Annotated in this window: 25 protein-coding genes and 1 pseudogene; 19 read left to right on the top strand and 7 right to left on the bottom strand. The window is 47.0% G+C overall.

Annotation, left to right across the window (positions count from 1 at the left end; translation table 11 throughout):
* The 3 genes from PG722_RS04845 to PG722_RS04835 form a co-directional block, all read right to left on the bottom strand.
* The coding region (locus tag PG722_RS04845; protein WP_270579823.1) for a DNA cytosine methyltransferase at window positions 1–212 on the bottom strand (212 nt) is incomplete at its 3' end.
* Window positions 199–555, bottom strand: a complete 357-nt coding sequence (locus PG722_RS04840; protein ID WP_270579822.1) for a DUF7768 domain-containing protein — start codon at window positions 553–555, stop codon at window positions 199–201. The genes PG722_RS04845 and PG722_RS04840, both read right to left, overlap by 14 nt.
* A gap of 309 nt (window positions 556–864) precedes the next feature.
* Window positions 865–2244 (bottom strand): ParB/RepB/Spo0J family partition protein, encoded by a 1380-nt coding sequence (locus tag PG722_RS04835; protein WP_270579820.1) that lies wholly within the window; start codon window positions 2242–2244, stop codon window positions 865–867.
* A gap of 110 nt (window positions 2245–2354) precedes the next feature.
* Between PG722_RS04835 and PG722_RS04830 the strand changes: the two genes are divergently transcribed.
* From PG722_RS04830 to PG722_RS04765, 14 genes and pseudogenes are all read left to right on the top strand, one after another.
* Entirely contained in the window at window positions 2355–2606 is a 252-nt protein-coding gene (locus tag PG722_RS04830; protein ID WP_270579819.1) for a hypothetical protein, read from the top strand.
* A 28-nt stretch (window positions 2607–2634) separates the two neighbouring features.
* Entirely contained in the window at window positions 2635–3081 is a 447-nt protein-coding gene (locus PG722_RS04825) for a hypothetical protein (RefSeq protein ID WP_003023134.1), read from the top strand.
* A gap of 366 nt (window positions 3082–3447) precedes the next feature.
* Complete coding sequence (locus tag PG722_RS04820; RefSeq protein ID WP_118710272.1) at window positions 3448–4017, top strand: DUF6560 family protein; 570 nt, start codon at window positions 3448–3450, stop codon at window positions 4015–4017.
* Between the two features lie 61 nt (window positions 4018–4078).
* A complete protein-coding gene (locus PG722_RS04815) occupies window positions 4079–4462 on the top strand; it encodes a hypothetical protein (protein WP_003021642.1) in 384 nt (127 codons plus the stop codon).
* Between the two features lie 484 nt (window positions 4463–4946).
* Window positions 4947–6179 carry a serine/arginine repetitive matrix protein 2 gene (locus PG722_RS04810; RefSeq protein WP_330673030.1) on the top strand — a complete coding sequence of 411 codons (1233 nt, stop codon included), beginning with the start codon at window positions 4947–4949 and terminating at the stop codon, window positions 6177–6179.
* Between the two features lie 167 nt (window positions 6180–6346).
* Window positions 6347–6856 carry a DUF5104 domain-containing protein gene (locus PG722_RS04805; RefSeq protein ID WP_024720781.1) on the top strand — a complete coding sequence of 170 codons (510 nt, stop codon included), beginning with the start codon at window positions 6347–6349 and terminating at the stop codon, window positions 6854–6856.
* Window positions 6857–7194: 338 nt separating this feature from the next.
* Entirely contained in the window at window positions 7195–7665 is a 471-nt protein-coding gene (locus tag PG722_RS04800; protein ID WP_022616344.1) for a hypothetical protein, read from the top strand.
* A gap of 197 nt (window positions 7666–7862) precedes the next feature.
* Window positions 7863–8501 carry a CHC2 zinc finger domain-containing protein gene (locus tag PG722_RS04795; RefSeq protein ID WP_117553179.1) on the top strand — a complete coding sequence of 213 codons (639 nt, stop codon included), beginning with the start codon at window positions 7863–7865 and terminating at the stop codon, window positions 8499–8501.
* Entirely contained in the window at window positions 8425–9789 is a 1365-nt protein-coding gene (locus tag PG722_RS04790; RefSeq protein ID WP_204987892.1) for a virulence-associated E family protein, read from the top strand. The genes PG722_RS04795 and PG722_RS04790 overlap by 77 nt, the downstream gene beginning before the upstream one ends.
* A complete protein-coding gene (locus tag PG722_RS04785) occupies window positions 9771–10235 on the top strand; it encodes a transposon-encoded TnpW family protein (RefSeq protein ID WP_237948570.1) in 465 nt (154 codons plus the stop codon). Before PG722_RS04790 ends, PG722_RS04785 begins: the two co-directional genes overlap by 19 nt.
* Before the next feature lie 41 nt (window positions 10236–10276).
* Window positions 10277–10984: pseudogene (locus tag PG722_RS04780) on the top strand (DNA topoisomerase); the annotation flags it as partial.
* Window positions 10985–11078: 94 nt separating this feature from the next.
* Window positions 11079–14282, top strand: a complete 3204-nt coding sequence (locus tag PG722_RS04775) for a YodL domain-containing protein (RefSeq protein WP_270579817.1) — start codon at window positions 11079–11081, stop codon at window positions 14280–14282.
* A 3-nt stretch (window positions 14283–14285) separates the two neighbouring features.
* The gene (locus tag PG722_RS04770; protein WP_442867830.1) at window positions 14286–15230 is read left to right on the top strand and encodes a hypothetical protein; all 945 of its coding nucleotides are present in this window, start codon (window positions 14286–14288) and stop codon (window positions 15228–15230) included.
* A gap of 3 nt (window positions 15231–15233) precedes the next feature.
* Window positions 15234–15434, top strand: coding sequence for a transposon-transfer assisting family protein (locus PG722_RS04765; protein ID WP_270579816.1), 201 nt, complete (start codon window positions 15234–15236; stop codon window positions 15432–15434).
* 115 nt (window positions 15435–15549) lie between these two features.
* Here the strand turns inward: PG722_RS04765 and PG722_RS04760 are convergent, their stop codons facing one another.
* The 4 genes from PG722_RS04760 to PG722_RS04745 all read right to left on the bottom strand — a co-directional run bounded on the left by PG722_RS04760 (window position 15550) and on the right by PG722_RS04745 (window position 18733).
* On the bottom strand, window positions 15550–16443 hold the full coding sequence (locus PG722_RS04760) for a BRO-N domain-containing protein (protein WP_270579815.1): 894 nt from the start codon (window positions 16441–16443) through the stop codon (window positions 15550–15552).
* A gap of 111 nt (window positions 16444–16554) precedes the next feature.
* Window positions 16555–17883, bottom strand: coding sequence for a relaxase/mobilization nuclease domain-containing protein (locus tag PG722_RS04755; protein WP_270579812.1), 1329 nt, complete (start codon window positions 17881–17883; stop codon window positions 16555–16557).
* Entirely contained in the window at window positions 17844–18173 is a 330-nt protein-coding gene (locus PG722_RS04750) for a plasmid mobilization protein (RefSeq protein ID WP_097793304.1), read from the bottom strand. The genes PG722_RS04755 and PG722_RS04750 overlap by 40 nt, the downstream gene beginning before the upstream one ends.
* 191 nt (window positions 18174–18364) lie before the next feature.
* The gene (locus PG722_RS04745) at window positions 18365–18733 is read right to left on the bottom strand and encodes a helix-turn-helix transcriptional regulator (RefSeq protein ID WP_097793305.1); all 369 of its coding nucleotides are present in this window, start codon (window positions 18731–18733) and stop codon (window positions 18365–18367) included.
* Between the two features lie 248 nt (window positions 18734–18981).
* Here PG722_RS04745 and PG722_RS04740 point away from each other — a divergent pair, with 248 nt between their 5' ends.
* From PG722_RS04740 to PG722_RS04720, 5 genes are all read left to right on the top strand, one after another.
* Window positions 18982–19665, top strand: a complete 684-nt coding sequence (locus tag PG722_RS04740; protein ID WP_270579811.1) for a response regulator transcription factor — start codon at window positions 18982–18984, stop codon at window positions 19663–19665.
* Window positions 19662–20714, top strand: a complete 1053-nt coding sequence (locus PG722_RS04735) for a sensor histidine kinase (RefSeq protein ID WP_270579810.1) — start codon at window positions 19662–19664, stop codon at window positions 20712–20714. Before PG722_RS04740 ends, PG722_RS04735 begins: the two co-directional genes overlap by 4 nt.
* 118 nt (window positions 20715–20832) lie before the next feature.
* Entirely contained in the window at window positions 20833–21498 is a 666-nt protein-coding gene (locus PG722_RS04730; protein WP_270579809.1) for an ABC transporter ATP-binding protein, read from the top strand.
* 13 nt (window positions 21499–21511) lie between these two features.
* Window positions 21512–24028 carry an ABC transporter permease gene (locus tag PG722_RS04725; protein ID WP_270579808.1) on the top strand — a complete coding sequence of 839 codons (2517 nt, stop codon included), beginning with the start codon at window positions 21512–21514 and terminating at the stop codon, window positions 24026–24028.
* Window positions 24029–24635: 607 nt separating this feature from the next.
* Window positions 24636–25067 (top strand): sigma-70 family RNA polymerase sigma factor, encoded by a 432-nt coding sequence (locus PG722_RS04720; RefSeq protein WP_097771745.1) that lies wholly within the window; start codon window positions 24636–24638, stop codon window positions 25065–25067.
* Window positions 25068–25072: the final 5 nt, after the last annotated feature.

Here is a 25072-nt window from a genome sequence, read left to right as displayed (position 1 = left end):
CCGAAGGTAATTACATGAACCGGCGGGATTTTCCCGCCGTCCACCTTCGTAATATCCCCCAAATGCACCATGTCGGGAAAGTGCCTTTTGGTTATGGAGATGGGCGCTTTTTCAATCTCACTGGCCCATACCGGACGGATACCGCACCGGGAAGCAGCCAGAGGGAACACGCCAATCCCGTCGAAAAGGCTTCCCAGCTTAATGTCCGGCATGGTCCGGGGTGCCGTGTCCCTTCACGGCAAGCACCCCTTCCAGTGTGGTCGCCGCAATGCCCAGCCGCCCGGCAACCGCAATATCATTTTTTACATCCTCGTCCACAGCGCTGCCGCAGACAATCAGGGTGTGGGAGCGCCGCAGCATATCCCGGCGCATATCAATCCCGGCCTTGTGTTCCTCGGGAACGCTGTCATTCAAAAACAGCGGCAGATACAAGAGCGGGCAGATCGGGGAAAAGCCCGCCTCATAAGCAAGACGGCAGTAGTGGGCCGCCAGCTCCATATCAACATCCGGCTCGCCGCTCCATGCGGCGGTCAGGTATGCTAAAGGTCGTTTCATTGGTTGAGCCTCCATTTCTGTTTTGGTTTAGGGAAAAGCAAGAGTTCGCCCAACCCCTCCGCCCCTTCCCCCGGGAAGGGGAACGGCTCTGGAGAATTTATATCCCCGTCGCTTGACCGGGAAAAAGCATAACCGGGAGAAATCCGTCAAGGGTGCCTCTGGCACCGCCTGCGGCGGCGCTGCCCTTGACTGATTTTCCCGGCTATGCTACGGAATAACTGGCGACGGGGAATAATTTATATCTCCAGAGCTTCGGGGCGCGGGGCAGAGCCCCGCAATCCTCGGGCCATGCTGACCCGAAGTTTGGGCTTACTTTTCCTGTTCGGTTTTCTTCTCCGGCTTTTCATGTTCCTTCTGCTGACCCTTCCAGTCGTCCAGCAGCTTGATGATCTGGTCCTTCATTTCCCTCGGCGTAGTTTCCTTGCCGAAATACTTGCTCAGTTCCGCACCTGTCAAAATCACTTTGTCTACCTCCTTTTTGTCCTCCATCATAATGCCGTCGATCACATCCCCGTTGAGCAGCTTCTTTTCGTCCAGCTCACGCATACGCTTTGCCTGCGCCTGTGAAGGCGAGGACTGCTGGCTGTCAATGGCGATGGCGATATAGTTCTGGTTCTTCTTGCCGATATAGGAAAGCTCCACCGCCGTAGTAAAGCCCAGCTTTTTTTCATCCATCAGCTTCATCAGGTCGGGAACCAGCTCATTGAGCCGGATATACCGCTGCACCTGCTTGACCGCCATCTTATTGCGCTCGGCTACAATTTCGTTGGAGCGTTTTCCTGCGTCCTTCGGGTCAATCTGGCCCGAAGTGCGGGAGCCCTGGTGCTTGATGGCCTCAAGCTGCATTTTCAAGGCTTTGGCCCGCTCACTGGGGAGGATTTCTTCACGCTGGTTGAGATTGTCCTCGACCATCTGCGTGATGGCTTCATCGTCCGTCAGATTGCGAACAATACAGGGCATATCCGCATATCCGGCAAGCTCGCTGGCCTTCTGGCGGCGGTGGCCGGACACGATCTCATAGCCGCCATCATCACGGGGACGGACGATAGCGGGCTGGGTCACGCCCTTGTCCTTGACGCTGGACACCATAGCCCGCATTTCTTCATCGTCTCGGACTTCAAAGGGATGGTTCTTGAAGGCGTGGAGCTCGTTCAGCTTGATATAGACGATCTGCTCCTTGCCCCGGCGTGGTGCATCCTTCGGCTTCTCGGGTCCCTTCGGAGCGGAAGCGGCCTGTACCGTTGGAGCTGCTTTTTTCTCCGGTTCCTTTTTGACCGCCTTTTCCGGTTTCTGTGCGGGGGCTTTGGGCTTCGGGGCTGCGGCCTTGTCCTTATCTGCTTTCGGGGGACGGCCCCGGCGCTTCGGCTGTTCCGGCTCTTTGGGTTTTTCCTCCGCTTTCTTCGGAGCCTCCGGCTGCTTTTCCGGTTTTTCCGTTTTTGCCGGGTCAGGCTTTTTCACGCCGGGAGCTGCCGCCCGTTCCTCGGCTTTCTTTTCCTTCATAATTTCAGCGAAGTTATAGACAGAAACCTGTGGGTTCTTTACCTCCGGTTCCGTCTTTTTTTCCGGCTCCGGGGAAACGGAAACCTTCTCCGGCTCTTTTGGGGGAGCGGGAGGCGTTTCCTTGCCCGGCCCGCTATCCGTTACCGGCTGTTCCGGCGTTTTTGTGGTTTTATCATCTGCCATAAGCATTTACCTCCTGTTTTTTGGCATGAAAAAAGGGGCTCAACTTTTCAGTCAAGCCCCCGTGGGAAGTTCCTCCTTTCTCCGCCATGATACAAAAATACCGCCCGTAGTCTCGTTTGGGCGGTACTTTGTGTAAGATTGGCAGTCCATTATTAAGTTTTTTATTATGTTCCCTTTGTACACCGTTGCAAGACAGAGTTTTTGAAAGTTTTGAGGAATTTCAAACTGCTATTATTATAGATAATAAAAACATCTTACAATTAGAAAAACCCCTTGAAATTTTAAGAGCAGGAATTATTGATAATGAGCCTATGCTGAAAACGCCATGGGGAGATAAAAGATTAGCTGATAAAGCTGTTAATAAATAGCGTGTCGCTTTGAAAGGAGTACAAATTTATGGCATTATTGATGTTTAGAACTTTTGGAGTGATTATAGTATCATTTATAGTCTTAATTATGTATGTTTTGCATAGAAAGAAAAATGGGAAGTTTATAAAACGAAAGGCTGTCAATGAAGAAGAAAAAATAAAATATCAAAAATGGGAAAAAATAATCAATGTGATGGCAGTTGTTGGGTTATTGATTCTCGGTATATTTATAACTGTTCCTTGTTGCTTGGATATACCTTATTTACTATCTAACAATTTAGTTGAAGTTACCGGAGAAGTTACACAAGGTGCAATGTCAGGAGAAAACTCTAATAGTGAAAGAAGAATACATATTAGAGATGAGAAAACTGGAGAAGAACATTCATTAAAATATTGGGGAACAGGTAGCGATTTAGGAGATAAGATAACTGTAAGGTATTTACCACACACAGAATATGGGTATGTAGTTGAATAGAATAAAAATAAATATCCTATTTTGTTTTGGGAAATTTGTAGATTACCTGTAATCTGCCACAACTGAATATGACCGTCAAGGTCAGATGAAGAAACCGATGTATTGAGCGTAAAGCGATCATGCGTCGGTTTTTCTTATTTCATGAGCTGACAGAATTCCGACTGTATATCGCCTGTGAGGAAAGTATCGGGGACTATGGATTTTGCAGAATTGTGCGTTACAAGGCTTGAACAGGAACTCTGTACACAAAATTTTTTCTTCCATTCTTTAAGTTGATGAAGTATAATGAGATATGAAAAAGTGAGGTTTTAAATACTCGAATTTAAACAATCATTTTTATATAGCTGGAACTATGGAGGGCAAAAAATGAATGATTTTTTACGAATGTGTTTGAATATAATTACACAAATAGGCCCCTATTTAGTTGTACTTCTTCTTTTGAAATATCTTATAAATCTTCAACAAAAGAGAGCTAAAGAACGAGAGGAAGAACAGAAAAAGGGAATAATTAGAACGCATTATACAATAAAAACAGAGAAAACATTGACTATTATATTTGTTTTTGGAATTTTATTTACAGGAGGTTGTACTGTAGCAAGTGCTATCCAACAGGATGATATATTTCCTCCCTTGGTATTTGGCATTGCATTTGTTGTGTTTTTTATAGGCTCATTGAATATGATTATGTGGAAACTGGAAGTGGATGAAGATGAAATCACATGGCGTTCAACTTTTGGCAGAAAGAGAACTTTTCACTTTGAAGATATTACCTATTGCGAGAGAAGGAAAGGTTCTATGCGTGTATATGTAAATGGAGAAAAATTATTTACCATTGATAGTAATATTGACAAAGAAGAATTTATGGAGGACATAAAAAGAAGAAGAATCCCTGTAAAATCTTACTGGGCAAATCAGCATAAGAAAAATCGTAAATGACATAGATTTTATAACAGTACGATGTTAGACAACTGAATATGACCGTAAAGGAAGATGAAATATGAAAAAAGAGTTGAAACAAATATTGCTTATATGTTTATTTTTAATTATTGGTTGTGTACTTGGTTATTTTGTAGCACTTAATCAAATGAATCAACTTAGTGACCCTGAGTACATTGCGTTTTGGACAAGTCAAAATATGTCTGTTCCTGAACCATTAGGATTTACAAGAAGTATTCTTTCTTTTGGATTGCTTTTTGCTGGAATACCAACAGGTTTGATTTTTTATAGTGGTTTAGTTAAGAAATGGCTAACTCCTATCGCACCTAAAATTATAATTGGATTTGTTACTTTCCCGATTTATACACTTGCTGGAGTAATCGGTTCAATTCCTTTTATCATCTATAAAGGAATTTTTCTATTCAAAAATAATAGATGTAAATGACAACGAGCTTTTCAAGAGTAGGGTGTTTATCAACTACTTTTTAAGGCAACCACGCAAGGACGATCAGCTACATAGTTGGTCGTTTTTGTTTATCCATTTGCAGATTATCCGTAATCTGCCACAACTGAATATGAACGTTAAGGTCAGATGAAGAAACCGATGTATTGAGCGTAAAGCGATCATGCGTCGGTTTTTCTTTTTGCAAAATAGTCCGGTGGACTGTTTTGTAAAACCGAAGGAACTGACGGAGCTTGGGACGGGGCGAAGTCAGTTTGTTCGGGCGGGAGTACGGAGGGTGCAACCCTTTGTGCATGGGTACAGGGAATGCAATATCCCTGTGCAGGTCAAGGGCGGCAGCCTTGCCCAGTTAAGTGGCGTTTCGCCACTTAGTACTGGGTATTACTTGACGCAGAAAGCCGCAAGGAATCAGCTTCGCTGCCCTTCTCCCCTGTCGGGGAAATCAAAAAGAAAAGGAGGAACTCATGTGAAATTAACAAGACACAATGGACGAGCCGGAAAGAATGGCGTTTATAATCCGAAGCACAATGACCGCAGTTTTGACATTGCCAACAGCGAACACATTGACGAAGAACGAGCCAAACAAAATCTCTATTGGGACTGTTACAATGGCTTCCGCAATTTCAAAAATCCCGAAAAGGAAAATGAGCTGTCTGCCACTTTTGAAGATGTGGAACAGCTTTTTTATCGTCAGCGGTATCGTGATTTTGTGACCGGACAGAACGAAAGAAATGTGAAGAACCGACACCCTGAAAGAAATAAGGAAACCGGAGATTTACTCAAAAGCAAAAAGACCTGTCCAGAGGAAACGGTCTATCAGATTGGAACGCTTGATAATCATGTTCCACCGGAATTGCTCATTGAGATCGTCACAGAATTTATGGAAATCGTAAATGAGCGTTTCGGTTCTCATGTCCATATCCTGAATTGGGCTCTGCACTTGGATGAAAGTACCCCTCATATTCACGAGCGTCATGTGTTCGACTGTAAAAATCAATATGGGGAGATTGCCCCACAACAGGAAAAGGCTTTGGAAGCACTGGGGTTTGAACTGCCGGAACCGGAGAAGCCTGTCGGAAGAAAAAATAACCGCAAGATGACTTTCGATTCAGCTTGCCGAGTGCTGCTGTTTGATGTGGCGAAAAAGCATGGCTTACAACTGGAAGAAGAACCGGAATATGGTGGTCGTGCATATCTGGAAAAACAGGACTATATTCTTTTCAAGCAAAAGGAGCAACTGGCAGCACAGGAGCAAAAGCTGGAAGAACTCACGATGAAGATTGAGGATGTGGAAGCTCTGGTGGACGAGGTTGCCGATATTGCCTATGACAAGGCGGTTGAGGTCGTTGCTGATACTGTGAAACTGGAAACGCACAAGGAGGATATTAAGCTGGTGGAGCAGTCTAAGGCATGGGTTCTCTCCCCTGAGCGTAAGGCTTCAAAGAAAGAAATCGAGTATGCAACGAAACGATTGGATGGCGTGATTGCCAGAATCACAAACGCTATGAAATCAACCATTCAGAAAATTCAAACCACGCTGATGAAACCGGAGGTCAAAAAAGCCGGAACGGAGCAAATCAAGAAGAAAGCCAAAAGTTCCATTATAGAGCAGTTGAGCCGAAAAAAGAAAGAAATGGCAGAGCGTGAAGTCAGCCGGACACTTCCGGCGAAAAGCAAAAAACAGGATATGGAACTCTAAAGCACTTGCTGTTTTCACTTTGAAAATGACAGGTGCTTTTGCTTTAGGAAGCAAGAAAATATCTTCCATTCTTTAGGTTGATGAAGTATAATGATAGTAAGAAATTTTTTGTAATGACCTTAATCCAATAAGTGATTTTGCAATTATCAAGTAAAGGATGTAATTATATGAAGAAAGTACTGTTGCTTTTCAGTGTGATTATTATACTCGGTTTAACAGGCTGCTCTAACAAATATTTCAATGACTGGTTTAGCTCTGAACAAAATGAAACGGATAAGATGTGTCAACAAATTATCGAGGCATGTAAGCAACAGGATTCAGAGAAACTCAAATCTCTATTTTCCGAAGAAAGCAAAAAGAACATTGAGAATTTAGACACTGAAATCTCTGCTTTTTTCGATTATATTGAGGGCAGTATCCAAAGTTTTGAGGGCGATTGTGCATCATCAAGTGAAAGCAACTATGGTAAAAGGAAAACGGAATTGGATGGTATGTATCTCATATTGACAGAGAAGGAACGGTATTGTATGAATTTTTATATGTATAGTGAGGATGATGAAAATGCCCAAAATGTGGGGATATATAAAATTGAAATTGCATTAGAGAGCGAAGTGGCTGAGGATAATTTTATATGGGATAATCCCCCAAACGGTATTTTTGTTGGAGGACAAAATTGATTTTTGTTATGAGAGAACATTAAAGTATAAATTTCGGATGGTATAAGAAAAACTGACTACAATTAAATCTTCACAGCTTTACTAAGCAAGAGATCCGAATGATATGCTCCCTTCATGATGACAGTTTGTTTTTTCACTGTCTCTCATAAAGGGAGCATATCAGAAAAGGTCTCCTGCTTTTTTTCCCAAAAACTGAATATGGAACTCTAAGGCACTTGCTGTTTTCGTTTTGAAAATGACAGGTGCTTTTGCTTTAGGGAGCAAGAAAATATCTTCCATTCTTTAGGTTGATGAAGTATAATGTAAGCAACAAACTTGAAGTTTAAGGGAATGATATTATGGATTTTGCTATATTTAGATTGTTTATAAGAGTTTCATTATTTGTTATAGCTTTAATTGCTTGCATTATCTATCTAATTAAAAAAAGAAAACTTATCTATTCGATATTTTTTGATAAAGAAGCGATAAAAAAAGAATATACTGGAAAAAATGATATAATATTTCTTCGATTGGCTAATACCATTCTTGTTATAGTAGCTATTCTTTTAATCTTATATTTGAAAGATTTTGTTTTAGATATGCCTTACATCATAAACAAACAGTATAGTTATGCAGAAGGATATGTAACTGAACAATCTCATGGTGGTGCAGATATATCTTCTGAAAGAAGAAGTATTTTTCTATATGATAAAGTTAAAGATGATGAAATCGAAATCACAGTATTTTCAAGGTATGTTGATAAAAATACTTATTTAAAGGTACAATATCTTCCGCATACGAAATATGGTGCTATTGTAGAAAATAAATAATTCATTCTAAAAAGAAAAATCCCAGTTTGTATAACTGGCAACCCAACCACAATTAAATCTTCACAGCTTTGCTAAGCAGGAAATCTGAAAAGGTCTCCTGCTTTTTTGCACCTAAAATTAAATATGGAACTTTAAGGCACTTGCTATTTTCGTTTTGAAAATGACAGGTGCTTTTTTCGTTTCAGGAAAGGAGTCACATGAATGTATTTGAAATTGTAAAAGAAAATGTTACTGCCCGACAAGCCGCAGAAGCCTATGGCTTGAAAGTGGGTCGCACAGGTATGGCGTGCTGTCCGTTTCACTCGGATATGTCCCCCAGTATGAAGCTGGATGAACGCTATTACTGTTTTGGCTGCGGAGCAACCGGAGACGCTGTTGATCTCACAGCGAAGCTATTCGGTATCGGGCTGAGGGAAGCTGCTGTCAAACTTGCTGAAGATTTTGGTCTTAACTATGACAGCCGACAAAAGCCCAGTGTCCGCCCTCGTATTCGTGAGCCGACACCGGAGCAGAAATATCAAAAAGAAGAAAATCATTGCTACAAGGTGCTGACGGATTATTTTCATCTTCTTAGAGAATGGGAAAAGAAATACGCTCCTAAACAGCCGGATGAGGAATGGAATCCTCTGTTTGCAGAAGCACTGTATAAGAAGAACTATATCGAATATCTGCTTGATATTCTTCTGTATGGTTCATTGGAGGAACGAAAAGCACTTGTGGCAGAACAGAGAAAGGAGGTGTTGAAACTTGAACAACGAATTGCAGAACTGTCAGCAGACAGAACCATGCACAGTAGAAGAAATCCGAAACAGCTTAGAGCAGAGCGAGAAAGGTAAGGTTTATAATACTGCCGCAAATTATAAGCGTGTTCTGCAATATGACCCACTTTTGAAAGGAGCTATCCGAAAAAATCTTCTGACCGAAAGAATCGACATTGTGAAGCCCCTCGGTTGGTATCGTGACAGCCCGACATTGACGGATGTGGATGTGAAATATCTGCTCCTATATTTTGAAGAAAACTATGGATTGACCGTAGAAAAGAAAATCATAGACGCAGTTGCGGTTATTGCCAACGAAAACCGTTACCACCCTGTCTGCGATTTTCTCAATGCCCTACACTGGGACGGAACGGAACGCATACGCTTCTGTCTGCACCGCTTTCTCGGTTCTGATACAGATGATTACACCTATGAAGCATTGAAGTTGTTTCTGTTGGGTGCTATCTCACGAGCCTTTAAGCCGGGGTGCAAATTTGAGGTAATGCTCTGTCTTGTAGGCGGTCAGGGAGCCGGAAAGTCCTCTTTCTTCCGTTTGCTTGCGGTCAATGATGATTGGTTCTCTGATGACTTGAAGAAGCTGGATGATGAAAATGTGTACCGCAAAATGCAGGGGCATTGGATTATTGAAATGTCGGAAATGATTGCAACCGCCAACGCTAAGAGCATTGAAGAAATCAAGTCCTTTCTGAGCCGCCAAAAGGAAACCTATAAGATACCCTATGAAACACATCCGGCAGACAGAAAACGACAATGTGTGTTTGGAGGTTCTTCCAATACCCTTGACTTTCTTCCCCTCGACCGAACAGGCAACCGCCGCTTCGTTCCGGTTATGGTCTATCCTGAAAGGGCTGAGGTTCATATTTTGGCAGATGAACAGGCTTCAAGAGAGTATATCAATCAGATGTGGGCAGAAGCTATGGAGATTTACAGAAGCGGAAATTTCCGTCTGAGATTCAGTCCGGCTATGAACGCTTATCTGAAAGCCCACCAAAAGGACTTTATGCCGGAGGACACAAAGGCAGGACAGATTTTAGACTATTTGGAACGCTATTCCGGCAGCATGGTCTGTTCCAAACAGCTTTATAAGGAAGCACTGGGGCATGATTATGACGAACCGAAACAATGGGAACTGCGAGAGATCAACGACATTATGAATAACGCTGTCACAGGCTGGAGGGCGTTCAGCAATCCTAGGTATTTTCCAGAGCCTTACCGCAGACAAAAAGGCTGGGAGCGTATCAGGAACGACAACGAGCCTGACAACAGCATGGATGGTTTTCAAGAAATCCCGACAGAGGAAATGGAACAGTTAGGGCTTCCGGAAGAATGGTTGAAGCAAAAATAAAAGCTCGTTGTCGCTTCGGTTGTCGAGCCGGTTGTCGGTCTGGTTGTCGGGCAAAAATCCCGAAAGCCTTGATATTGCGGCACTTTTCCCTCTCTGACAACCATGACAACCAATATTATAAAGAAAAAGGAAATAGTAAAAAGATAGTATCGCCCGATAAAGAAAAAAGGTTTTCTGATGTCCGTTGTCGGAACTTCGTTGTCAGACCTTTCCTTGTCGGGCTTTTTTCATTCAAGGAGGAATATCGTATGACAAATATTGTGAACAGTACACTACCCACCCCAAATAACCATTCGGAGAAAAACAAACCGGATGGAGTTTTTGTGATTAAGCAAGGCAAAACAAATTATAAAGTCAAAGTGTTTTTTGACCATAGTAGCGGTTTGACTGCTGAGGACAGATTGAAACGCATTATTCAGGCAGAAGCAGAGAGAGAATCTGCGTAAGTAATATAAAAAATATCCACGCACCCCCTTGACAAAAGCTTTCAGAAGATACGCTCCTGTCAGCAATGGAGCGGGCCGGGGCCGAAGATATGCCGGAGGACAAGGTGAATTGCTCCGCAGGAGCAAGAGAGGGTGGCCTGGGCCATGCAGAGCGCAAGGGACTGGGTACTCCCGCCACCCGTGCCGCGATTCTGGAAAAGCTGGTGCAAATGGGCTTTGTGCAGCGCAAGGGCAAACAGCTTGTCCCCACCAAGGACGGCATCAATCTGGCGGTGGTTCTGCCGGAAAGCCTGACCTCTCCCGTCCTGACCGCCGAATGGGAAAACCGCCTGACCGAGATTGCCAAAGGCAGCGCAGACCCAGACGAGTTCATGGCCGAAATTGAAGCGCAGGTGCGTCAGCTGGTCAAGACCTATTCTTGTATCAGTGCAGATAAGCAAAACCTGTTCCAGTCGGAACGGGTTATTATCGGCAAGTGTCCCCGGTGCGGTGAAAACGTCTATGAGGGTAAAAAGAATTTTTACTGCGGAAACCGTGGCTGTCAGTTCGTGATGTGGAAAAATGACCGCTTCTTTGAGCAGCGTAAAAAGGCGTTCACCCCGAAGATTGCCGCTGCTCTGCTCAAAGACGGCAAGGCAAAAGTCAAGGGCCTCTACTCCGAAAAGACAGGCAAAATCTATGATGCAACGGTGCTTCTGGCAGATACGGGAGGCAAGTACGTCAATTACCGGGTAGAGCGTAAGGGATAAAGAAAACGAGGGCCGGTTATGGTAAGGTGAAGCATTCATTTTGCCATAACCGGCTCTCTCTATCCGTAGGATAGCAAAAAAGGAGTGTGACCAAATGAGCGAATTATTTTCCATCCAGCTGCAAAATCAGCAGCAAAGCAGGGATGGTGTCTGGCTGGACCTGCCTACCACAACCGAACAGGTACAAGCGGCCCTGCGGCAAATCGGCATTTCGTCCGATAATCCGCAGGGCCTTTTCATTTCCGGCTACTTTGCCGAGGAAGAAAAGCGTTTTGCCATCCCCTACAACATGGTGCTGGCATCCAATGTGGATGAACTAAACTTTCTGGCATCACGACTGGAAACGCTTTCCAATGCAGAACGCGCAGAGCTGAACGCCGCTCTACAAACCCCGCAGAGTGAGCTTTCCAGCATCGGGAAAATCACCGACTTTCCCGAAAACGTGGACTACTATGTGCATCTGCCGGATGTGCACGGGCCTGCCCAGCTAGGAGATTACTACCTGAATCGCTCCGGCATGGTGGATATGCCGGAAAAATGGAAAGGCGGCATCGACACGGCGCAGTTCGGCCGGTATGTGGCCCAGCAGGAGCAGGGCGTGTTTACCGAGTATGGCTACCTTGTCAAAAGCGGGGATGCGTGGCAGAAAGTCCACGAGGGCCAGCCTGTGCCGGAGGAATACCGGGTGCTGTCTTTTCCTGCATCGGAAATCCTGCGGGATGCGGCCAACATCCCACCGCCTGTTCAGCCTGAAACGGAACCGCAGAAAGTTATTCCCATTATCCTGAACGGTAAGGACAGCGCAGAACGGATGAAAGAAATCACGGACCGGCTGGAAACGGGCATTCAGCAGTTGTTCGACAGTGACCGCTACAAAGCTTACCTCACCACGATGGCAAAATTCCACAATTACAGCTTCAACAACACCTTGCTGATTGCCATGCAGGGCGGGCAGCTGGTGGCGGGCTTCAACAAGTGGAAAGACACGTTCCACCGCACCGTAAAGAAAGGCGAAAAAGGCATCAAAATCCTTGCTCCTGCGCCGTACAAGGTCAAGCAGAAGATGGAAAAGCTGGACGAACAGGGCAAGCCGATTCTGGACAAGGACGGCAAGCCGCTGACGGAAGAAAAAACGGTGCAGATTCCGGCCTTTAAGGTGGTTTCCGTGTTCGATGTCAGCCAGACCGAGGGCGAACCGCTGCCATCTATCTCGGTGAATGAATTGTCCGGCAGCGTGCAGGACTATCAAGATTTTTTCAAAGCGTTGGAGCAAGCTTCCCCGGTGCCCATCGGGCTTGAGGACATCGAGGGCGGGGCGCACGGTTATTTCCACCTGCTTGACAACCGCATTGCCATCCAAGAGGGCATGAGCCAGTTACAGACCATCAAGACGGCTATCCATGAAATTGCCCACGCCAAACTTCACGCCATCGACCCCACCGACCCGGAACAGACCAACCGCCCGGACAGCCGCACCCGCGAGGTGCAGGCCGAAAGCGTAGCTTATGCAGTCTGCCAGCACTACGGGCTGGACACATCCGAGTATTCCTTTGGTTATGTGGCCGGGTGGAGTTCGGGCCGAGAACTGGCCGAGCTGAAAGCCTCTCTGGAAATTATCCGTAGCGCGGCCCATGAGCTGATCTCCGCACTGGACGAACATCTGGCAGAACTGCGCCAGCAGCGGGAAACAGGACTTTCCACTGCACAGGAGGCTGCATTTGCGCTGGACAACGGCAATACGCTGTTCATCCAGACCTGCGATTCCGGCTATGACTACACCCTGTATGGCCCGGATAATAAGGCTCTGGACGGCGGCCAACTGGACGCACCCGGCCTGACCCTGCCAGATGCCGGGCAGGAAGCACTTAATCTGCTGGGGCAGACAGCCGCAGTGTCGGAAGTCCTGTTGGGCGACAAGCTGGCGGCGTTCCAAGAGGCGGCGGAAAAAGCAAATGAACTTTCTGCCCCGGAAGCAGAAAAAGCCGCTGCGACAGATTTATCCGCAGAGCCTACGGTCACGATTCTGTGGAGTGAAAGCGACAAGCTGCAGGACGGCGAAATCATGCCGCTGTCCGTGGCAAACCGCGTTTTTGAAGAACTGGACACCACCCAGCACACAGAACGGGAAAAGGACGGTTACGAGGGCGGCTGGTACGATAAGACTGCATTCCGCATTGATTTTACCCTGAACGGCCAGCCGGACAGCTACGAGGGGCGGCAGGATTTTGGTGATGGAGAGGGCTCTTTGGTGCAACATATCCAGAACTATCACGAATACTACGCCAAAGATGAAAACTGGAAGAATTTTGTTCTGCACAACAAAGGCCCGGAAGCGTGGGAGCAGGACAAGGCAGAGCGGGAAATGGTGCTGACCGAGTTTATTCCGTACCTCAAACAGCACTGCAATCTTTCGGCTATGGAGCAGACGGCCACCACCGCTTTGCGGGAAGGACAGAATATTTTGCCGGAACAGACTTCCTATTACACTGCGGTTGTGGCCTATGTGCAGGACTGCCGCTCGATGCTCAACCAAAGCCGGTATGACTTGCCGGAACCGCCCAAGTTGGCCGACTTCGACCAGACCTTGCAGGACTACGAGGCACAGGTGCAGGCCGAGATCGCGCAGGAAGCGGCCGCTGCCGGAATGACCGTAGAGGAATACGCGGCGGCAGGTTTTGAGGCACCGCAGCAGGACAGCTTTTCCATCTACCAGCTGCGCAATGAGGATTCCACCCGCGATTACCGTTTTGAACCCTACGACCGCCTGCAGGCTGCCGGTTTGACCGTGGACAAGGCCAACTATACGGAAGTATACGCCGCGCCGCTGACTGCTGGCACCACGTTGGAGGACATCTACCGCACATTCAATATAGACCATCCAGCAGACTTCAAGGGACACTCGCTGTCTGTTTCGGATGTAGTGGTGCTGCACCAGAATGGGCAGGACACCGCCCACTACTGCGACAGTGTGGGCTTCCAGCAGGTGCCGGAGTTCTTACGGGAAAATCCGCTGCGCACCGCAGAGCTTTCCACCGAACAGAACGAAAACATGATTGACGGTGTGCTGAACAATGCGCCCTCTTTAGGTGAGTTGGAAGCCAAAGCAAAGGCCGGAGAACAAATTTCTCTGACGGACCTTGCCGCCGCAGTCAAGGCCGAGGAAAAGGCACCGAAAGCCAAAAAATCCCGCGCAGCTAAACCGAAAAAGCCGTCCATCCGGGCACAGCTGGATGCCGCAAAAAAGGAACAGAGCAAGCAAACGCAGCCACGAGAAAAGACAAAGGAATTGGAGGTGTAAGCCTTGCAAAAATTTGAAAATATGGATGTGATCGCTGCGCTGGAAGCCATTATGCACCAGAACACCGCATACTATCAGAGCGATTTTGCCTATGACATCAAGATGCTGCGGGAGGCCGCCCGCAGCGACCAGCCGGAAGATAAGCTGCTGTTGTGGCTGTCCCGGCCTTCTGGAACATTCTGCTTCCGGGAACGGGACGTGCTGCTCAAAGACACGCAAGCCTACAACACATGGAAATTCTGCGGCGAACAGACCCATGACAGGATTCTTGCCTATGCGGTGGAGCTGACCGGCGCGGCCAACGGAACTGTGCAAGGCAATCTGTATGAACTGGACTACCAGCAGCATTTCCAGCATATCCGGGATGCCGCTCTGCCCGTGGGCGCCAATCGCCTGATCTACGAAAGCGGGATGCGGGAGATTGGCCCGAAAGAGCATTTCGACAGTCGCCCGGACAAATATTTCGGAGAGTTCGTGCGGTATGAAATGCGGCCCCGTGACCCAGAACTTCTGCAATCGGCCATCCGACAGGAGCAGCGCAGTCGAGAATCGGCACGGCCTGGTGATTTCAAAGAACATCTTGTGGCACTGCACACTGGGCTGATCGAGGCCGAGGCGCAGCGTATCGCGGCAGATATGAAGCGGCTGGCTGCTCCCAACAGCCCGGACAAGAATCATTTTATGGTGGAGATGTCACCCTACTTCACCAAGCTGGCATCCAGCCGGGACACGGACCAGCTGCTTGCCATGCTGCCGTACAAGTCCCTGCACCTGTCCAGCGCGAAAGACCGTTTTGGCATCTACGCGCTGATTGACAAAAACGAGAACCGGGACAAGGGCATTTGCAAGCCCCGCACTTCTGTCCGCAAGCAGCTTTCCGAAACAAAGCAGGCCGCCAGCCCGAAAAGGGCAGCGGCCCGCAGCAAGCAACACGAAATGGAGGTCTGACGCATGAATTTCAGCGTGGAAGAAGAAAATTTGATCTGTATGTACCACACTTCTGACCGCCGCCGGACGATGGCGCGGATGCGGGCTGCCCTGCCGGACATGGACACGGAAATGCGGCGGCTGGCGAATGGCACCATTGCAAAGTTGGAGCGCATGACCGATGCTGATTTTGACGGACAGAGGTTTGATTTTGCGAGTGAGTGATACCGCCATCTTGACAATGGCACATTATTTTCAACAAAAGTAATGTGCCGTTGTCGTAACAGAAATAGCCGGACACGGTGGCCTTGTGGCTACGGTGTCCGGCTATTTTCATGTATCAGTCTTTATCTTTTTTCTCGGTGGGATTTTCCGGCAGTTCGGCGGCATCTTCTACAACGTCGGTCACAAGCTGCTGGAAGTTAACCGCATTCTTTTCCGTGATAACAAGCTTGCCGGTTTCCGCTTCAAGAGCCTGCCGCGCAATGCCGGCCACTTTGCCGCCACGCTTGGCAACCTGCTTGTTTTCTTCAAAGGTCTGCGGCTTTGCAGTCTTGGAAATATCCGTAGTGGAGGCTTCGGCCAGCATCGTCAAAACAAGTTCCAAATCGGTCATGTTGTCCCGGAGATTTTCTTTTGTCAGACCTTTCAGCCGCTTGTACTGCCCCGTGGTCATGCCGGACCATGCGCGGGAGATTTCATCGGTCAGGATGGCGTACTCCTTGCCCTTTTGCACTCCGCGCTTCTTCCATTCGTCCGTTAGTTCGTTGCGGATGCGGATTGCCAAAAGCCGCTGGTGAATCCATTCTTCGGAGTAGCCTTTCTTCAAATAGGTATCAAGCGCACGGTCAATAGCTTGCTCCGGGTCGATGGTTTCTTCGATGCGTTCCTTGCCCACCATTGCCAGCCATGCCTTGAACGGTTCAGCCTTAGGGGACGGGATGGACTGGATTATACGCAGGAGCTGTTCAGTGTTAGCGACATCCGTTTTGCGCTTTTTGCCGTCAGGAGCGGTCATTTTCAAACCATTACAATTTGTAATGGTTTCATTTCCTTCGTCTTTAAGGCGCTTTTTTAGAACGCGCCAATAGTTCTGTGGGTCTGCGCTGTCAGTCAGAACAGCAATCACATCAACGATGGCAAAATACCATTCTTCCTTTTCTGCATCCCATGCAGTGCGGATTTTCTGATCTTCAAAAAGCTGGATAGAGCTGTTATCGTTCACTTCTGCCATAGAGGGTTCCTCGCTTTCGTTGTCTAAGTCTATTTTACATGATTTCGGGCGGAAACGCCACCCGGTCTAAGCGTTTGGGATTCAAAAATCCGAACAATATTTTGTGCAGATTTACCGTTCCTGCATCTGCTCCTTTCCCGGTGCTGTCCGCAGAATGCCGTCCACATTCTGCTTTATGATGCCATACTCCTGCATCTGGCGTTTGGCATCATTGTACTGCCGCTGCATCTGGTCTTTCTGCTCGGCCAGTTGCTTATACTCGTTTTTCAGGGCGTAGAGGTCGGGCAGCTTTTGAAAGCCCTGCTCTTTTAGAGCTTTCGCCGCTGCTTCATAGAGAATCAAGGTTCCTTCATGTTTACGTCGGAACTGCTTTTTGTCAGCGGCCCGCTGATACTCCTGCAACAGTGGGTGCAGTTCCTTACAGGTGGTGACATCCTTTATCAGCACGGCCATTTCTGCAAGTCGGCGCTCTGCTGCTTTCAATGCGGCGGCAGCTTCGGTGCTGGCGGCGGTGATCTCGGCCACCCGGCTTTCCAAATCCGGGTAGCTTTCGATTTCATGCTCAGTCAGGAAGTTCAGCGTCCGGGCAACCTGTTTCAAGTTGTGGAGCTTTGCCCACTTCTCGTACCCTGCGGACTGTTGGACCTTGACGCTGTTCTCCAAATCAATCCGCAGAGAAATTTTGCGGTTTTCTTTGGGCTTCCGCTCCACGAACCGCCCTTTGATGCGCTGGGTGATGGCTTCTTCGGTGTAGGCTTCGCCCAGCGTTTTGCAGCGGGTGAACCGTTCCTGTCCGGGCGCGCGGAACGAAACATACTTGCCACGCTTGACCTCGTAGCCCTGCTCCTGCAGGAGCCGCAGAAAATCGTCAAAATCCTTGGCCTGCGGGATGACTGCATCTATGGCAACTTTCAGCTTCGCCTTCCAGCTTGTGCCCTTGCGGTGTGCGTCCCACTCGGCATAGCTCTTGCCCCGGTCTTGACCGGGCATCACCACGGACAGGCCGTGTTCCTTGCAAAGTCGGTCACTGGTGCGCCGGATGTAAGCATAGCTCCGCCGGTTGGAAACATACTTCCGCTGGTTCACCATGTCCACAGCACAGAAAATGATGTGGTTGTGGACGTGCCCCTTGTCAATGTGCGTGGTCAGTACATACGGGTATTTGCCTTGCAGGACTTCATCTGCAAGCTGTCGACCAATCTCGTGGGCCTGCTCCGGCGTGGTTTCGCCCGGCGCAAAAGACTGTATCAAGTGGTGGGCCAGATTGTTGCCTTTCTGCATGGCCTGTGACAGCAGCAGTTCAAATTCGATGTCGGCGGTTTCGTAGGAGCAGGCAAAGGAGGACACCAGCATTTTTTCGTCCGTCTTGGCCGGATTCTCGATGTAGTCCAATGCCTTTTTCAGCGTTGACTTGATAGGATGTATCTTTGTAACTGCCATATCTGCGCCAATGCTCCCTTGATGTCCGCAACGTCTTGTGTGTACAGCGGCCCCATGCTGTTCAGCCGCCGCGCGATCTGATTGACGTTGACACCAATCTTTTGCAGTTCGGCGGTTTGCGCCCGGATGTCGGTGGTGTCGATGTGGACAACATAACCGTCTATCAGCATCTTCCGGGCGTATGCAGAAAAGTTCCGGGTATGCAGCAGAGCCATCTTCTGCCGGATAAGTTCCCGTTCCTCCGGCGTCACGGGAACACGCAGAACAATTTTTCGGGTTCGGTTCGTCATAGTTTCACCTCGTTTCTTGGGGGTCTGGGGTACTCCCCAGCAAGCATTTCTGCCGGGAGTGGCTACACTCCCTATGCTTGCTACGTTACCTTTCCCCACTACTATGACACCACAACACCCCCGTTCTGCTCGCAAAATGCAAAAAAATAAGAGGACGCTTTTTGCATCCTCTCAATGACCATGCGTGGCAATCAGACACACGCATGTTCTTTTTCCTGTTCATGGATTCGCAGGGCACCGTCAATGGCACCTTCTACGATGGGCAAGTATTCTTCCGGGCAAAGCTGCAGCTTGTGGCTGACCCGCTGACGCTCTGCACTTTCTTCCCGCATAAGTTCCGGGTTGAAGTACCGTTCCACCGGCAGACCACATATTTTTATCAGCTGAATCACCACCGGCAAGCTGGGCAACGTGCCTTCGTTTTCGATGTTCGCAAGATACCGGCTGTCACAATGTATCATGTCGGCCAGCGCACTGCGGGAAAGCTGTTTTGCCTTTCGTGCTGCCTTGACATCCGCTCCGAACGTTTCAAAGCCGGGACAGTCCTCAATTTTTGCCATTCTGCATCACTCATATACATTTTATAGTTCATGGACGACACATGGAATGTTGTAAAAGCTATTCTGATTACACTTTATATTTCATTCTTCTGCGTTGCTATTATTAGTGCAGCCATATATAATGAGGCTGGACCGTTCTTTGCAAGAGAAAAGGCACGTTTCCCGTTTTAATTATCAGAGAAAATCACTCCATCGTGAGGTTTCTGTGACATTTGGGCGCTACACTGAAAATGAAGGAGTGTTATACCATGCGAATTTTAGTAGTCGAGGATGATCGACTTTTGAATAATACTTTATGCTATAACTTGAATACTGCGGGCTATGCGGTTGATTCTGCACTGACAAAATCAGCGGCCAGTAGTTTCTTGACGAAGCAGGACTATGACCTGATTGTGCTGGATGTAAATTTGCCGGACGGGAACGGTTTTGACTTCTGTCGGGAGGTAAAAGAACGCCGCCCCGATACCGCTATTATTTTTCTGACCGCAAATGATATGGAAAGCGATATGCTCAAAGGGTATGAACTGGGCGCAGAGGATTATGTGACAAAGCCTTTCCCTATGAGCGTCTTTCAAAAGAAATTGGCGGTAGTGCTGGGTAGGCTGACAAAACAATATGGTGGTGATACTTATGAGGATGGCACACTGACTATCAATTTTTCAGAAATGAGTGCTACTCTATCAGGAAAGCCCCTTGCATTCACACCACTGGAATATCGACTTTTGAAAATCCTTATGAAAAATCCACAGATTGTTTTGACACGGCAAGTCTTGTTGGAAAAGCTGTGGGACGCAGACGGAAATTTTGTGGATGAACACGCTCTGACTGCGGCTATCAGCCGGGTACGAAACAAAATCGAAACACCCGACCGTCAGTACATCAAAACGGTATATGGTATGGGCTATATGTGGATCGGAGGGGCGCTGAAATGAATGTGCGAAAACTTTCCGTCAACAAAGCCTGTATCTTTTTAGCTGTTCTCCTGCTGGCGGCAATGGTAACGGTTTCAGTGGCTTTATATGCGTTGACCCAAGATATAACCGCTGTTTGGTATGTACTATTGTTCGGCATCTTTGTGCTGTTTTGCTCTATTTGTTTTATGGTGCTGGTTCGCCGCAAATTGGCGATGTTCTCCGATGCTTTTTGCAGTTTGATGGATGATATGTTGTCCGGGAATATGCAGCCGAAACAGACTGTGGAAGAAGAAAGTCTTTTCTATAAAATTGAATATCGGTTGAACCGTTTGTATGAAGTCATGCAGGAAAACAAAAACAGCATTGCACAAGAGCGGGCTGACTTGCAAGAACTGATTTCCGATATTTCCCATCAGGTCAAGACCCCTATTGCGAACTTGAAAATGATTAACAGCACCCTGCTTGAAAATGAAGTCCCTGTGCAAAAGCAAAAAGAGTTTCTTACAGCACAGGCCAGCCAGCTTGATAAACTGGATTTTCTCATGCAGGCTATGATTAAAACCTCGCGTCTGGAAACAGGTGTCATTTCTCTGGAAAAGAAAAGCCAGCCGCTTTATGACACGCTTGCCGCCGCATTGGGAGATATCCTTCTGAACGCCGAGAAAAAACAGATTAATGTTCAAGTGGACTGCCCGGAGAGCTTGATCGTTTCTCATGACAGAAAATGGACAGGTGAAGCGCTGTTCAACATTTTGGATAATGCGGTGAAATATACGCCGGAGGGCGGTCAAATCCGGGTTTCGGTTGAAAGTTGGGAAATGTATGTGAAAATTGACATTGCTGATACAGGCATTGGCATCTCAGAACAGCATCAGGGGGCAATTTTCAAGCGGTTCTATCGGGAGGACATCGTACATGATGTAGATGGAATTGGTATTGGTCTGTATCTGGCTCGTGAGATCGTAACCTTGCAAGGCGGTTATATTCGGGTAACATCCGAGGTTGGGAAGGGGTCAACCTTTTCTGTTTTTCTTTTTCGAGAACAGAGTAAGTACGCCGAAGAATAAATATCACAGGCTTATGACATTTAGAACCGAATTGTCCAGAAATAATTTATAGCTCGTGACATTCCTGTGAGGTTTGGTCGTTACAATGGGCTTAACGAAAGAAAGGATGGTGTTCTTTATGAGCATTTTGCAAACAACTGAACTAAAAAAATATTATGGTTCAAAGCCCAATATTACGAAAGCACTGGATGGCGTGACCCTCTCCATTGAGGATGGGGAGTTCGTGGCTATTGTTGGTACTTCTGGCAGTGGAAAATCCACACTTCTGAATATGATGGGCGGATTGGATAGGCCAACTTCCGGCAGTATTGAAGTAAAAGGGAAAGAACTGTCGAAACTCAAGGACGAACAGCTTACCATCTTCCGCAGACGCAACATCGGTTTTATCTTTCAGAATTACAACCTTGTTCCTGTGCTGAATGTCTATGAAAATATTGTTTTGCCGGTGGAACTGGATGGTGATACCGTTGATAAGCATTTCATGAATGAGGTCGTGAAAATGCTGGCGCTCGATGGAAAGCTGAACAGTATGCCTAATAATCTGTCTGGTGGTCAGCAACAGCGTGTAGCGATTGCCCGCGCCCTTGTTTCCAAACCGGCCATCATCCTTGCTGACGAACCTACCGGAAACCTTGACAGCAGAACCAGCAGCGATGTATTGGGTCTTTTGAAAATGACCAGCCAGAAATTTCATCAGACCATTGTGATGATTACTCATAACAATGAGATTGCTCAGCTTGCCGACCGCATTATTCGTATTGAGGACGGCCGGATTTCCGAGTAAAGGGGGCGAAAACATGACAGATATTTTATTTGGGAATAACAACAGACCTGTCCTGAAACTTCTGGCAAAGCGCTCGTTGAAAGCTCAAAAAAATACGATTGCGGTATTGGCAATCATGCTTGCTACGTTGCTTTTTACCAGTTTGTTTACGATTGCCATTAGCTTGCAGACTGCTATGCAGGAAAGTAATATGAGGACAACCGGCACTTCTGCCCATGCTGGTATCAAGCGTTTATCCTGGGAAGAATATGAGAAGCTATCATCGGATACAGGAATAAAAGACATCGGATATTCAATTATCATAGGAAATGCCGTGGGCGATGATTTCAATAAGACGCCGACGGAACTGCGATATGGTGATGAAACTTATTCGGAACTGACCTTTAATACTCCTGATACCGGACATCTGCCGGAACAAAAAAATGAGATCGCCACCAGTCGTATTGTTCTGGATGCGATGGGACTGCCGGATAAAGTCGGCACACAAATGGAGTTGACCTTTACAACCGATACGGATACATTTACCGATACCTTTACGCTTTGCGGCATTTGGGATGGGGATGCTGTGGCGTACCGTCAAACAATGCTATTATCCAAAGCATATACGGAACAGGTAGCTCCGGTCATCCACGGGGAAACGGACGGAACAACCCCACCTGTGGGAACCGGTTATATTGATGCTGTTATGATGATGCCTACGGCATGGAATATTGAAAAGCAGGCATTAGATGTGACTTCTGAATATGGTTTAGATGAACGGGTAAGTATTAACGACGCTTACGGAATGGCAACGGTCAATCTTTCTTCCATGCTGCCCCTTGTGGCCGGTATTGCGATTATCTTTATCGCAGGTTATCTTCTAATCTACAATGTGTTTTATATTTCTATCGCACAGGATATTCGGTTTTATGGAATGTTGAAAACACTGGGAACCACCGCAAGACAAATAAGGAAAATCGTTTATAGAAAAGCAATTAAGCTATCTCTTATGGGTATTCCTATTGGACTATTGTTGGGATGGCCGATTGGTCGGTTGTTGCTGCCTGCGATTGTAAATATGCTAACTGATGATATAAGGATCGTTACTACGGTAAATCCATTGATCTTTTTGGTGGCGATTGTCTTTTCCGCAATTACAGTTTTCATTAGCTGTCAAAAACCTGCGATATTGGCGGCTAAAGTTTCTCCGATGGAGGCACTGCACTATATTGAACAGACTGGTGGAAAGAAAAAGCAGCGGCGCAGTAAGCATATCAGCACAATGATGATGGCAAAGAACAATCTGACTCGAAACAAGAAAAAAGTAATGATCGTTACTTTGTCTTTTGCCCTTAGTATTGTTCTCTTGAATAGCGTTTATACCTATGTGACCTCCTTTGACTTTGATAAGTTTGTGGCTGATTTCAGCCTTACAGATTTTACAGTTTCCGATACAACAGTAATTAACAATTATGCGCCATATAACACAGCGAATGTAAGCCAAGATTTTATTAGCCAGGCAGAAAGTTTGAATGGTCTTGAAGATATAGGAAATATCTACTTATGGACTTCCAAACAGCCGCTTTCTGAAAACGACCTCGCCCGATTACAGGAACTCTCTGCTTGTTCCAGTGATATTGCAAATGAACTGGAAAATTATAGGGTTCGACAGGAACATGGTGTGAATGTATATGGCTTGGATGATTTTCCGGCAGAATATGTACAGGTGTTAGACGGTGAACTAAACACGGAACAGTGGAAAGCCGGAACCGGCGTGTATGTAACTCCATTGCGAATGATGGGTGATGGTTCTCTTTGCTTGTATAAACCGGGCGATCAAATTAGCGTGACACAGCTTGATGGTACAAATAAAGTGTATGATGTGCTGGCTGTGGTAAGTATTCCAAGCGCATTACAAACTCCTTTGCAGGTAGACATGGGATTGGACTATATTTTCCCAACCAATGAACTTTTGGGAAATATGGTATCCGCCGACCAGCCGGCCATGAAAACAATCTTCAATGTGGATGAAGAACACCAGCTTGCCACAGAAAACTGGCTGAAAAATTACACTACGAATACGGACACTGCTTTGGATTATCTTTCAAAAGTGACCCTACGGCAGACCTTTGACGGGATGATCAATATGTACCGTCTTGTGGGCGGTGCTCTTTGTGCGATATTGGCTCTGATCGGCATACTGAACTTTATTAACTCCATGACAACATCTATCTTGTCTCGGTATGGAGAAATTGCAATGCTGCAATCGGTAGGTATGACAGGACGGCAGGTTAAGCAAATGTTGATATATGAGGGGATTGGTTATTCTATTTTGGGTCTTTTAGGTTCTCTGATACTTTCCGTTATAGCAAGTCTAACGGTGGTTCGGATGATGGGTGCAGAATTAGCCTATTTTACATGGCATTTTACTCTGATTCCGGTATTTCTCTGTATTATCCCTCTGATCCTCATTACAGCCATTGTTCCTTTGGTTTGCTATAACAAAATGGCACAAAAAACGGTGGTAGAGCGGCTACGCCTTGCTGAATAAAATACGCAGACACGAAACGGTCATCCGAAAGGGTGGCCGTTTTCAAATGTCACAAAAATGTGAGATTTCACCCCGTAAAAGATGCCTCATGGTGACATTTCCGTGATGATTGTCTGATAAGATTTGAACTAGAAGAATAAAGAAAATGCCGCACGACGGCAAAAGAAAAAAAGCCGTCGTACAGCAGACATATCCGCGCGCCCATTTTGAACCGGCGGCTTTTGAGAAAATCAAGGCCGCCGGTTCATTTTGCTTATCAAAGCGTTTCATCGTCCGTATGGCGGCCACTAGGAGGATGCCGCCATGCGCCTGATATTCTATCGAACGCCTAGCTTTGAACTGTCAAAAAAAGCCTTGCTCCCGCACAGGGTCAGCAGGGCTTTTACTATGTACTATACGATGTAGCTACTGCGCGTTTCGTGCTGCCATTATGCCCGGTTGGCCGTTTTCGGTCTGCTGGGCTTTTCTATTGCCGCCTGAAAAGCTGCCTGTTTCAAAAATATTTTTGGAAATTTTCAAAAAAGCGGGCAGAATCGGGTGTTTCAGGTGTCATATTAGCGGAAAGGGAAAAATCCACCCGACATCCCCACGGAAAGGGGGTGAGAAGATGGAAGCTATCCCTCGCAACGATGGCGAACAGTACCGATTCGATGCGTTCTGCAAGGCGGTGCTGCGAAATGAGGCCCGAAACTATCACCGAAATAAGAAACGTCTGCTTGACCGTGAAAAGTCATTCAGCGTTCTTTCGTTGGAAGAACTGGGGCAGCTCACGAGTGTAGACCATTATCCAAGTGAAGAATTTGTATTTTCATCCTACGGCTGTGATCTGCACATCGACAATGAACTTGTTGCCAATGCGTTTGCCGCTCTGCCAAAGCAAGAACAAAGCATTCTGATTCTGTTTTGCGTTCTGGAACTGGGCGATGGCGAGATTGGCGACCTCATGGGAATGTCCCGGAGTGCTGTACAGCGCCACCGGACAAAAACGCTGAACGAGCTGCAAAAAAAGCTAAAGGCGCACTTGCCGGAGGGAGGTTAGGCGTA

Source organism: Butyricicoccus sp. OF27-2pH9A (genome assembly GCF_027693185.1).
GTDB classification, from domain to species: Bacteria; Bacillota; Clostridia; order Oscillospirales; family Butyricicoccaceae; genus Agathobaculum; species Agathobaculum butyriciproducens.
Note: the sequence above shows the minus strand (reverse complement) of the source record. Positions and strands in the feature narration are given on the sequence as shown.